The 10,394-nt window shown below is 34.5% G+C and carries 14 protein-coding genes and 1 tRNA gene; 6 read left to right on the top strand and 9 right to left on the bottom strand.

The window, feature by feature from the left end; translation table 11 throughout:
- Positions 1-20 precede the first annotated feature (20 nt).
- Together NL42_RS17295 and NL42_RS17290 are read right to left on the bottom strand one after the other, a co-directional pair.
- Positions 21-227 carry a cold-shock protein gene (locus NL42_RS17295; RefSeq protein WP_461313691.1) on the bottom strand — a complete coding sequence of 69 codons (207 nt, stop codon included), beginning with the start codon at positions 225-227 and terminating at the stop codon, positions 21-23.
- 342 nt (positions 228-569) lie between these two features.
- The gene (locus NL42_RS17290; protein ID WP_461313690.1) at positions 570-1,502 is read right to left on the bottom strand and encodes an LpxL/LpxP family acyltransferase; all 933 of its coding nucleotides are present in this window, start codon (positions 1,500-1,502) and stop codon (positions 570-572) included.
- A gap of 240 nt (positions 1,503-1,742) precedes the next feature.
- On the opposite strand from NL42_RS17290, the gene NL42_RS17285 reads away from it, so the two are divergent.
- The gene (locus tag NL42_RS17285) at positions 1,743-2,360 is read left to right on the top strand and encodes a LysE family translocator (protein WP_461313689.1); all 618 of its coding nucleotides are present in this window, start codon (positions 1,743-1,745) and stop codon (positions 2,358-2,360) included.
- 98 nt (positions 2,361-2,458) lie between these two features.
- Here the strand turns inward: NL42_RS17285 and NL42_RS17280 are convergent, their stop codons facing one another.
- The 3 genes from NL42_RS17280 to NL42_RS17270 all read right to left on the bottom strand — a co-directional run bounded on the left by NL42_RS17280 (position 2,459) and on the right by NL42_RS17270 (position 3,890).
- Entirely contained in the window at positions 2,459-3,004 is a 546-nt protein-coding gene (locus NL42_RS17280) for a glycoside hydrolase family 108 protein (RefSeq protein WP_461313688.1), read from the bottom strand.
- A 30-nt stretch (positions 3,005-3,034) separates the two neighbouring features.
- Positions 3,035-3,424 carry a hypothetical protein gene (locus NL42_RS17275; protein ID WP_461313692.1) on the bottom strand — a complete coding sequence of 130 codons (390 nt, stop codon included), beginning with the start codon at positions 3,422-3,424 and terminating at the stop codon, positions 3,035-3,037.
- A 211-nt stretch (positions 3,425-3,635) separates the two neighbouring features.
- Complete coding sequence (locus NL42_RS17270) at positions 3,636-3,890, bottom strand: hypothetical protein (protein WP_016138729.1); 255 nt, start codon at positions 3,888-3,890, stop codon at positions 3,636-3,638.
- 668 nt (positions 3,891-4,558) lie between these two features.
- Between NL42_RS17270 and NL42_RS17265 the strand changes: the two genes are divergently transcribed.
- A complete protein-coding gene (locus NL42_RS17265; protein ID WP_461313687.1) occupies positions 4,559-5,230 on the top strand; it encodes an XRE family transcriptional regulator in 672 nt (223 codons plus the stop codon).
- A gap of 151 nt (positions 5,231-5,381) precedes the next feature.
- On the opposite strand, the gene NL42_RS17260 is transcribed toward NL42_RS17265, so the two are convergent.
- A complete protein-coding gene (locus NL42_RS17260) occupies positions 5,382-5,615 on the bottom strand; it encodes a hypothetical protein (protein ID WP_016138731.1) in 234 nt (77 codons plus the stop codon).
- Positions 5,616-5,788: 173 nt separating this feature from the next.
- Positions 5,789-5,865: transfer RNA gene (locus tag NL42_RS17255), tRNA-Met, on the bottom strand.
- Between the two features lie 255 nt (positions 5,866-6,120).
- On the opposite strand from NL42_RS17255, the gene xseA reads away from it, so the two are divergent.
- Positions 6,121-7,386, top strand: coding sequence for an exodeoxyribonuclease VII large subunit (gene xseA / locus NL42_RS17250; protein ID WP_461313686.1), 1,266 nt, complete (start codon positions 6,121-6,123; stop codon positions 7,384-7,386).
- Entirely contained in the window at positions 7,376-7,570 is a 195-nt protein-coding gene (gene xseB / locus NL42_RS17245) for an exodeoxyribonuclease VII small subunit (protein WP_002119890.1), read from the top strand. Before xseA ends, xseB begins: the two co-directional genes overlap by 11 nt.
- Before the next feature lie 263 nt (positions 7,571-7,833).
- Here the strand turns inward: xseB and NL42_RS17240 are convergent, their stop codons facing one another.
- Together NL42_RS17240 and NL42_RS17235 are read right to left on the bottom strand one after the other, a co-directional pair.
- The gene (locus tag NL42_RS17240; RefSeq protein ID WP_461313685.1) at positions 7,834-8,052 is read right to left on the bottom strand and encodes a hypothetical protein; all 219 of its coding nucleotides are present in this window, start codon (positions 8,050-8,052) and stop codon (positions 7,834-7,836) included.
- Positions 8,053-8,100: 48 nt separating this feature from the next.
- Positions 8,101-8,694, bottom strand: coding sequence for a LysE family translocator (locus NL42_RS17235; RefSeq protein WP_461313684.1), 594 nt, complete (start codon positions 8,692-8,694; stop codon positions 8,101-8,103).
- A gap of 441 nt (positions 8,695-9,135) precedes the next feature.
- Between NL42_RS17235 and NL42_RS17230 the strand changes: the two genes are divergently transcribed.
- Positions 9,136-9,465 (top strand): hypothetical protein, encoded by a 330-nt coding sequence (locus NL42_RS17230; RefSeq protein WP_461313683.1) that lies wholly within the window; start codon positions 9,136-9,138, stop codon positions 9,463-9,465.
- Positions 9,466-9,943: 478 nt separating this feature from the next.
- Positions 9,944-10,294, top strand: a complete 351-nt coding sequence (locus NL42_RS17225) for a four-helix bundle copper-binding protein (RefSeq protein WP_336167806.1) — start codon at positions 9,944-9,946, stop codon at positions 10,292-10,294.
- Positions 10,295-10,394: the final 100 nt, after the last annotated feature.

The raw sequence follows: 10,394 nt of genomic DNA, 5'->3' as shown, positions 1-10,394 counted from the left end.
AATTTATTTAATTATGAATTTTAAAGAATCACAATATTTGAAGCTTGTGGGCCTTTTTTACCTTGTACTACGGTAAACTCAACACGTTGACCTTCCAATAGAACTTTAAAACCTTGTGTTTGAATATCAGTAAAATGAGCAAAGATATCTTTACCATCTTCAGTCACGATAAAACCAAAACCTTTAGTTTCATTGAACCATTTTACTGTACCAGTAGTAGTAGACATATGTTAATCCTGAATCTTAAAATATTATAACTTATTATTGGTGGAACCAATTTAACTAAAAAATAGACGTCAAAACTTAAATATCTAGAAGAACCCGAAGATTATAAATAAAACTGCGCAAATAGAAATTTATGATGACAAGAATATTTTGTTAGTTATTCTCGATAATACACGCTTCAGAAGCATTTGCAAACGATATTCAAAATAATTCAAGCCTGAAAACTTTGATGCTCTTACACTTCCCTATTTAATATTGATTTCATTAATATTTCTTCCATTTAAAAATCAAATTTTGTTGCATTTTAATTGAAAGCAGTCACTTTTCTACTGCCCTTAAGACCATCAATAAAACTTCTGTTCACCAGCAGGACGTGTCTTAAAACGTCGATGGAACCACATGTATTGTGTAGGGGCAATCCGAATTTGATTCTCAATAATTTTATTGACTCTTTCCGCATCACTCACTTCACATCCACTCGGAAAATTTTCTAATTTAGGTTCCACGAGAACATGATATTGAGGGTTTCTGATATTGCCACTTCTGTAAAAGTACAAAGGTACAGCTGCTGCTTTTGAAATGTCCATCAGTCTGCGGTGAGCGGTCACAGTAGCCGCCTGTATTCCAAAAAATGAAGCCATTACACCTTGTTTTAAACCAAAATCCTGATCTGGGCTATACCATATTGCATGACCATGTTTAAGGTTTTGAATAAGCCCTCGCATGTTGTCTCGAGCAATTTGGTTTTTATAGACTTTTGCACGGCTACGATGAATCAGAAAATCTAAAAAGGGATTGTTTTGAGGTCGGTAAACCACGTCCATATTAAAAAATAAGGTACAAGCGGCTCCACCAGCATCTAAAAGCGTACTATGCGTACCTAATAGAAGTACGCCATTTTCCTGATTATTAGTTAAGTTCTCTAATCCATCTATATGAACGCGGCTTTTAAACCAGTTTGGGCTGTACCAAGCATTTAAAGCTTCAAATACACCCGTTATAGTATCAACAAAAACCTGTTTAGCTTTGTCTTCAATTTGCATAGGTGTTTTTTCAGGAAAGCATGCTTCTAAATTACGTAGTGTTGTTTTTCTTCTTGAACCCAAAGATTTCCATGCGACTTTCGAAAGAAGATCGGCGAGACGCCATTGAATAGCCCAAGGTAACATCGCGAATAACATTAAAATAAAAGCTACAAACCATAGACCCCAATATTTAAACGATAAAAAGGAAAATCGAAATTCGCCAGATTTAAACTGCCGTTCTTTTTTCGTCATGCTGTATATTTCTTGAGGTATAGGCTTAGCATACTAACAGCCCCTGTAGTTGGGGTTGTATGTTTATGTTGCTTTGCGTATTAAGCTCTTTATATACCCGACCTATTTATATAAATGCATATGTTAAATATTTAATCTATTTAAGTCTTAAATATACATAACAGTCTGTATACATAACCTATTTTCTCATTTAAAGTAATCCCACAATCTTGCCTCAATTGATAAATAGGATATATCAGCGTGAGCGGTCTTTTAGTCTTTATAACAATTGCATTTCTTACCTTATTAAGCCCCGGCCCAGGTGTTTTATTTACTGTCACAAATTCAATCAATTATGGTGTTAAAACCGCTTTATTCGGTATTGGCGGCTTAATTATTGGTATGTTTGTAATTGCTGTAATTTCCGCTAGTGGTGTAGGTCTTATTATTACGAGTAACCCTACTATTTTTACGGTTTTAAAATTTATTGGTGCATTTTATTTAATGTATCTGGGATATAAAAACTTCAGTAAAAAAACGCCATCGCAAGATTTAATCACTGATCAGCAAAGCGATAAGGATGTAAGTAAATCTAAACTCTTTTATCAAGGCCTCCTCGCATCATTACTTAACCCAAAAACCATCGTGTTTTTTATTGCGTTATTCCCTCAATTTATTGATATAAAGAAAGAAATTTTAACTCAGTTTTTAGTTCTATCTTTAACCTTTTGTTTTATTGGTTTCTTAATTCATTTGGTCTATGCAAATTTCTCTTCAATTTTTAAAGAAAAGATGTTGGCTGGAAATAATTTTTCTATACTCAATAAAGTCAGTGGAGCTGTTTTCTTTTTACTTGCAATTTTACTCATCGCACAATAAATCATTATTTTTCAGAATTATGCTTTAAAAGCCTTAACTCATGATTAGACTTTTAAAGCATTTTTATTATTCAGCATCTTTTCATCTAATTACAATTTTTACAACGATACTCTGTTTAAAACCCATCCATAAAAGAAGTCTTCATAGTTTGGGTTCTTCTCTGTAATTTCGATATAGTGCTGCCCTTGCATAATATTTAAAATGCGTAGTAATACCGTTTCACCGTCTTTATTACGCCTGTTCAAATATGTACTTAGTGCTTGAAAAGTCAGAGGCCCATATTGACCATCTAACGCAAGATTTGGCCAGCCTTCTTTACCCTGCTTATTTAGCAGATTTAAAGCACGTTGTAATAAAGGCTTGGCAAAGTTGACTCCACAATTTATAGCCGTATCTAATAACTCTTCTGCAATAGCTGGGCTAATTTCATTAATCTGGTCAAATTGGGGTTCAAACCAATATTGTTTTTTATAAATAGATTTGGCCACAGCTAAAGGTAAATCTCGCATATCACCCTCATAGCCTTGTGATCGAGCAACTACCTCTGTAATGCCAAATTTAGTGGCATGCCCATGGTCTGATGGATGATTAACATATCCACCTTCTCTGTTTATGATTACTTCTAAGTACTGGTCAATATTCATTTTATTTTACCTATATCATTGAAACTGGTTTTAGCTATTTTGAAGATCATCTTTCGCTTTTTTTAAGTCTTTCATGACTTCCACAATCGTTTTACCTTCTTGTTTATTGATGAAGTTAAATATCCATCTCACAATCGCCCAGCCCGGCAAACCGCAAATAAAGAAGAATCCACATAGTGTGATCATTCCCCAAATGTCCGATACCCATTCATGTAAATTCCATTTCATGATAATAAATGAGCCACCAGTTAAGCTTGAAACGACTGTACATATCAGTCCCACAATCCATTCTTGCGGTGACCGAGGGAAACGCATCATCAACACAACTGCGACAACTAAGCTGACGGCTAAAGCCACCATAATTGCGATGCTATAAAAATCTAAAAATGTGGCTAATCCACTCGTTGGAACTGCTTTCATCATCTTGTCCTGCTTTAAAGGGTAAAACTTGAAAACTCGCCACTCTTACCAGCTTGTTGTTTTTCAGGTTTTATCAATACCCTTAGTTTTCTTTATTACAGTCAATAAAAAACACTAACGCTTTTTTAACCGCGCTAAATCGCAAGACGAACTTATTCTTGACCCCATATTTTCAGGGGTCCAAGAAAGAATGTTTGTATGCTAAAGCGTGTTAGTGTGCACTGTTTAAGGCTTGTTCAATCAACTCAATCACGGTGATTGCACCTATCGCTTTTTGCATAGAGACTTGATCATCGAATTCGAATGCATCATCTTCAAGCTCACTTGCAATTTGCCTTGCCTCTTCAAGTGCCCTTTTTATTTTTTGTACCTTGTATTTGTTTACGTCTTTTGCAATTGTTGGGGCATATCCTCCACGTTTTGCATTTTTAAGTTGTTTAGCTCTGTTCTGCATTGCTGTAGTCATTCACTATCTCCAACTCACACGTTTAGTAAGGTATCTTTATCATTTGTTATTCTTGAAGTTTTGATCCATTCTTTGAGCAATATAGCTAAGCTATGACTACAAATGTGTGTTCAAAACGTTTCATCTGGTGCAACAAACAGAAATAACTAAACGGTATGCATTTAAAGCATTAATTTAAAAATAGATATTTCCTTTTCTAAAATTGTAAAAAAGTATGAAAGTACTTAAATTTAAGCTTTTTTCGCACTTTAATTTTTTGACCAAAAAGTTCAAATAAGGCTTTGCCGTATATCGGAAACTTTTGTTAGGACTCACAATCTTTGCTAAATTCTTCATGTTCTTGATACCCTTTATCGACGAACATTAAGCCTGATCCACGGAATCGGGCTTTTTTTATTCCAATTTTTGTTTTGATAGCCTACTTGTAAATAATAATTGAGCTATCTCCGTTTTATTTTGCCTCTTAGAGAAACAAAATAAATTTAGCTTCCATCTCAATACGTTGATAAGCCTATAAATAGAGTCTCAAACTCTATTTAAACTTTATCTATTCATCTGAAGATATAACTGATATTATAACTATAGTTATTATTAGTCAATAACTATAGTTGTTTTACTAGATATAACTTTAGTTATATATTTGTTATAAGTTTGCTGGTGTAACCATTATGGCTCTTAAAGATCGTTTAAAAGATTCCAGAATTAAAGCGAAGAAAACTCAGGCTGAAGTAGCAGAAGCAGTCAAAATGTCTCAGCCTGCCTACCAAGCTTTAGAGTCTGGGAAAAATTTAAAATCTGCTTTTCTTCCACTCATTGCCCAATTTTTAGGTGTAGATGGTTATTGGTTGACGACTGGAAATACAGAAGACTCTTTTAAAGAAAGTGATGTATTTAGTCCTACTGTTGTGAGTGCTGAATCCTCCGATCGATATGCCTGGATTGAAGTAGTAGAAGCTAGTTTTTCTTGTGGTACAGGTGAATCGATCGAGTTCCACTTCGATGCAATTAATGGGAAAATTCCTTTTCCTGCTTCATTCTTTAAAGAAAAAAGAGTTGCTCAAGAGTGCATGCGCATTATTAAGGCTAAAGGCGATAGCATGACAGACTACATTAAAGATGGAGATTTAGTCGGTATTGATATCTCTCAAACTGAAGTGATTGATGGCGAGATTTATGCGGTTTACTTTGCAGGCGAAGGGATGATTAAGCAAATTTTTAAAGAAGCAGATGGTTCTTTAATTTTGCATAGTTTAAATGAAAAATTTAGAGACCGACGTGTAACCGAAGAAAATGGAAAGAACTTTAAGGTCATGGGTCGTCAATTCTGGCGAGCGGGTTAAGGTCGTTATAAATATAATTAGAATAATAATTCTATCGATTTGGTATGTTTTTGCTTTTTATAACTTTAATTGTTTTTATCTATGTAGATATAAAAAAAACCTATCTCCTTTACAAGAGATAGGTTTTTAGCTTTAAGGCTAAACATCTTTATCAACAATACGCAGTTAAACGATAAAGCTGATTAAATCCAGCGTAGAAGCTTTTACCATCTTGGTTTAATTCGATTTCTTCACCAGATTGAAGTTGAATTTTCTTACCAACTTCGACCCAACGATAGCCATCTTGAGAGTTTTGCTTACGCACATGAGGAACAATCCTCACATTAATCTCATTACCATTTACGGATGTGGCAATTAGCCACTCATTTACTATATTCACAATCATTCACTCATCACTGAGCTCATGTGATTTGACGTTATTTAATTAGAACGCTAGATTTAAGGTATGGACAGTCAGTCTAGAATTTAATATTTAGCTTTATATTGGGTTATTTATAAGCTAATGCTTTTCATAATTTTTGCATCATGAAAAGTGGTACATCACAGAGCATAATATTTTGGTTGCGGGGGTCGGATTTGAACCAACGACCTTCGGGTTATGAGCCCGACGAGCTACCAGACTGCTCCACCCCGCAAAAGGAAGTAAGCTTTATACGCTCATATATTTCATAAAGCAAACCCTATTTTTCAATTCATTGTAATTCATCAGTTTTATATTTTTTAATTAAGATTATCTTTTTAACTAACTAGTGATTAATAAGCTAAATTTAAAATTAAACTTTTGAATTGTTGTATTTATTTTAAACAGAACCCTAAATTCACAGACAACAATTGCCTTGGGTGGGCTGCTTTTTATACTATCTAGGTTAGTCTTTTAATGTTTAGTTCGTATGTCTGAACCTCAGTTTTCCCTTAGTGAATATCTCGGCACAGTTCAGGAAGTCATACGTGTGGCTTTTGATGAGCCAGTCTGGGTAAAAGCAGAGATTCGAAATTTAAATATTAAAGGCGGTCATTACTATTTAGAGCTTGCAGAAAAAGATGCAGAGACTGATAAGGTCATTGCCAGTTGTAAGGCCACCATCTGGAAATTTTCGGCAAGTAAAATCGTTTTAAAGTTTGAACGCGAAACAGGTATTGAGATTTCAAGCGATTTAAATGTTCTCATTAAAATTAGAGCACGTTTTGATCCTCAATATGGATTTTCGGTCAATATTGAAGAGATTGATTCAAGCTTTACCTTAGGCGAAATTGCTAAACGTTATCAGCAAATTATTGAGCGACTTACACAAGAAGGGTTAATTCACAAGAACAAACTCCTCCCTACTCCTTTTGACATTCAAAATGTTTTAGTCATTGCTCCTCAAAATGCTGCGGGCCTAGGTGACTTTAAAAAAGATGCCGATGCGCTAGAGAGAAATGGTGTTTGCCATTTTGTTTATCACACCGCTACTTTTCAAGGGAACACCGCTGCAACTAGCTTGATTGAATCTTTAGGTTCGGGTTTAAGACAATGGGCCAGCACATTTAAATTTACACCAGACCTTATTGTAATTATTCGCGGCGGTGGATCTGTAAATGATTTGGCTTATTTAAATGATTATGAACTTGCGGCCCTACTCTGCAAACGCACTGTACCCATTTGGGTCGGTATTGGTCATGAAAAAGACCGTACCATTCTTGATGAAATTGCCCATCGTTCATTCGACACGCCAAGTAAAGTAATTGCGGGTATTCGCAACCATATTGTGGAACGCGTACAAGAAGCCGTCGATAGTCTGCAAACCATTAAGCTCCTTTCACAGCATCAAATTACGATCTACCAAAGCAAAAATGATCAGCTACTTCATCAAATTAAATCTTCGGCCCAAGGTCAGCTTAACTCGGCACATCGCCTACTTGACCAAATAAAAGAACGTATTCAGTTTAGTTCACAGCAACAAGTTAAATTTTCATTAGCTCAAATTGAATCTTTAATGAAAGAAGTCCTTTTACAAAATCCGAAACAGGTTCAAGCCAAAGGCTATGCAATTGTTAGATCAGAAGGAAAGGCAATTCGCTCTATACATCAAATTTCAAACCCAGCCATTGCGATTGAAATGCAAGATGGTGTGATTGAAGCCAATATTACACAGGTAATTCCAAATGAAGAATGAAGAGTTAACGTTTAAAGACGGCCATGACATTTTGAAAAAAAATGCCGAATTACTTGAGTCTCAAGAAAGCCCAGATATTGATAATTTAATGAAGATTGTTGAAGAATCGATAACTGCTTATAAAGCGTGTAAATCACGTATTGAAGCTGTTCAGCAAGCTTTAGATGAAACATTTAAAGAATAAAATGCAAAGAAAAAGCCCATTCCTACTTCTCATTGAAGGAATGGGCTTAGTGAAAACCACTTAGTCCTGAAATGCAAAAATGTGGATTAGGTCACACTTTTGCAAAAAGCATAGTCCCACAACTTATTGGGATCTTCAATATTTTAATTGTGTCTATTACGTAGTTTGGCTTTATTTTCAGCACTTCTAACTAAAAGTTGTTCGATGAAAATCACACTCAATACACATTCTACTTTTAGTTATTTTCAAATATGTTTTAAAAGCTATTCCTCGCTGAATGCTCCAATCAGTTGATAAATTTTGCCGTCTTTAGGGTTTTCATAGAGCAAATCCATGTTCGGTAAAATAATATCATCATCAATTTCAATATGTTCAACGCTTTTATGAAGTTCAAGGGTGTGGTCATTCATAGGTCGAACTTTTGCTAAAGCAATTGATTCTTTATCAAACTGATCCTTGATAATTACTTTTAATCTTGTCATAAAAATCTCCTGAAAATTAAATTTTTTAATATAAATAATGGGTTAAATTTAAAATGAGCTAATCGCAGAATAGCCGATTGGCATAGCAAAAAAAGTTAAAATAAATGCAGCCGTACGTTGTAAATTACGTTGGTTTAACCAAGTTACTTTGTTTGAAATTAATACGGTTCCAAAAGCAATCCATAAAAAAGCAATGGGTGTAATTAATGATAAAAAAACAGCAATATGAATAAAATATACGTGAAACACTTCCCATGCTGCATGTGGAAAAATAGCAGAAGCAAAGAGTAAAGCTTTAGGATTTAAAAGTGTCGCGACAAATAAAGCCTTAGGCGTAATGAGTGGGTTGTCTAATTTGATGTCATTTGTTGATGTTACCCAAAGTTTAAATGCAAGGTAGAGAATGAAAGTTGCACTTATTAACTTTAATACAGGTGGAAGCCAAGGGATTAAATGTGAAACTGACTCAAGCAAAACACCCCATGAAGTAATTGCAATGAGATAACCCATCACTTCAGCAGGAATAAGTTTAAGAGACTGCTTCACTCCTGCCTGTATTCCAGCAGAGGCTAACAATGTATTTGTTGGGCCTGGAGTCAACAAAATGGTGACCACAAGTCCAATGAACATAAATGACACCATAGGCAACGAACTCTTTAATTATGCTAGGCGAAATATGTCAAAAAGGTACATCTATTGTCGACAAAATGGTTGTAACAAGAAATATTAAAACTTAATTATTTATTTTTAAAACAAACAATTAACTAAAACTGACCTTAAATTCACTTACGATTTCATCAATTTTAAATATGCAAAATCGATCACATAAATACGGAATAGTGAGCTATTCTTTCTTGCAAACAAGGAATTAACTTGAAAATTTATTACTCAAAAAAACAGCTATTTTTTAAGTTTTTTGAGCTTACATAACTCAGTAAATGACAGCTTTCCCCTCACTTGAAATTTTAAAATTGAACAATATATAAACAACTAGAAATCGTAATTTTACTGAATATGATGTCTGACTCCCCATCATTTCATTGATTGTCGCTTTCATCAAATAAATCAAATGATGGAGGATGCATGATGAATGCTTATGTTCGCCCTCATCCCGATGGTTTTAAATCTTATTTAGGTAAAAATCAGAAAACCGGACTCTATGCTGTGCGGCTTGGTTGGACGGTTTATGAAACGAATGGCAATGGCTCTGTTCTATACATTGTCAAAAATGAAGATAAGATTCCATTGGATGTAGATAAGTTTAAAACTGACCGACCCAAAATCTATGCTGCTCTTCTTAATGAAGTTCAGTTTCAACGCAAGAAACAACTGGCGATTGATCTCCAACAATCAAATATCCCTTCTTATGACCGTAAAGCCTACAAAAAACGTCGTGGTTTTATAGTCTCTTAAACATATCTATTTATAGTACACATATAGAAAAAGCACCCTCGGGTGCTTTTTCTTTTAACGACCAGTTGTAATTAATACGAACATACTCAGTATTAATGTGCTTAATGATCGTTTGCAATGGATGTGGACTTCATGCTCAGCTCCGTGAGCGTATTTATTAACGTTTTCCATTTCGTGTCCTTCAAAGTTCACATTGCTAATTTGCCTAATATTCACACAATAAGAAATTAGCCAAAAGTATTATATGCAATTAAATTTTACATAGTCCTTAAATTTTATTAAGAGCTCTAATCATCAAGAAATAAGTGCTTTTAAGCTAAAAACTGGATGTAACATTCTACTACGAGGTTAATTATGTATTGGGTATTTGTACCCCTTTCATCTCAAATACCCATTGTTTAAAACAATGATCTATAAAATGGAAAAACATAACAATATTCCATTTTTTAATAAAGACTTTTGGAATAGGAGAATTCATATGCAAACCAATCAAGAAGCAAATAATTCATTATTTTGCCAAGCCTCTAGCTCAATTCAAGCCTGTGTAGAATGTATGATTGCTTGTAAGACCTGTGCAGCCGCCTGTTTGCAAGAAGAACATATGATGCGTGAGTGCATTAAACACTGTCTGACTTGTGTAGAAATCTGTCAGTTATGTACTTCTTTAGAGTTAAGGCATTCTGAGTTAGCTGAACAAGCGATGCCATTATGTGCCCATGCATGTCAACTTTGTGCAGCAGAATGCGGCAAACACAAGCATGAACACTGCCAAGTTTGTGCTAAAGCATGCCTAGCTTGTGCTCAAGCGTGTCAAGCCTATCGTGCATAGTCGCGTAATGCATAAAGAAGTTTATATAGCTGATATATAGTTAAGCGATATATGGTAAGAAAATTTCTAAAAAAACTTAATAACTTAAGATCTTAAAAAC

It is taken from the genome of Acinetobacter sp. GN11, assembly GCF_054823985.1.
The sequence above is the reverse complement of the archived record's forward strand: the minus strand, read 5'-3'. Positions and strand labels throughout refer to the sequence as shown.

What these genes read in the sequence shown, in the direction of transcription:
- NL42_RS17225 (WP_336167806.1), top strand. Translation starts at nt 9,944, where the DNA reads ATGCAAACCAATCAAGAAGCAAATAATTCATTATTTTGCCAAGCCTCT.
- NL42_RS17260 (WP_016138731.1), bottom strand. Translation starts at nt 5,615, where the DNA reads ATGATTGTGAATATAGTAAATGAGTGGCTAATTGCCACATCCGTAAAT.
- NL42_RS17230 (WP_461313683.1), top strand. Translation starts at nt 9,136, where the DNA reads ATGATGAATGCTTATGTTCGCCCTCATCCCGATGGTTTTAAATCTTAT.
- NL42_RS17270 (WP_016138729.1), bottom strand. Translation starts at nt 3,890, where the DNA reads ATGACTACAGCAATGCAGAACAGAGCTAAACAACTTAAAAATGCAAAA.
- xseA (WP_461313686.1), top strand. Translation starts at nt 6,121, where the DNA reads ATGTCTGAACCTCAGTTTTCCCTTAGTGAATATCTCGGCACAGTTCAG.
- NL42_RS17280 (WP_461313688.1), bottom strand. Translation starts at nt 3,004, where the DNA reads ATGAATATTGACCAGTACTTAGAAGTAATCATAAACAGAGAAGGTGGA.
- NL42_RS17265 (WP_461313687.1), top strand. Translation starts at nt 4,559, where the DNA reads ATGGCTCTTAAAGATCGTTTAAAAGATTCCAGAATTAAAGCGAAGAAA.
- NL42_RS17240 (WP_461313685.1), bottom strand. Translation starts at nt 8,052, where the DNA reads ATGACAAGATTAAAAGTAATTATCAAGGATCAGTTTGATAAAGAATCA.
- NL42_RS17295 (WP_461313691.1), bottom strand. Translation starts at nt 227, where the DNA reads ATGTCTACTACTACTGGTACAGTAAAATGGTTCAATGAAACTAAAGGT.
- NL42_RS17235 (WP_461313684.1), bottom strand. Translation starts at nt 8,694, where the DNA reads ATGGTGTCATTTATGTTCATTGGACTTGTGGTCACCATTTTGTTGACT.
- NL42_RS17275 (WP_461313692.1), bottom strand. Translation starts at nt 3,424, where the DNA reads ATGAAAGCAGTTCCAACGAGTGGATTAGCCACATTTTTAGATTTTTAT.
- xseB (WP_002119890.1), top strand. Translation starts at nt 7,376, where the DNA reads ATGAAGAATGAAGAGTTAACGTTTAAAGACGGCCATGACATTTTGAAA.
- NL42_RS17290 (WP_461313690.1), bottom strand. Translation starts at nt 1,502, where the DNA reads ATGACGAAAAAAGAACGGCAGTTTAAATCTGGCGAATTTCGATTTTCC.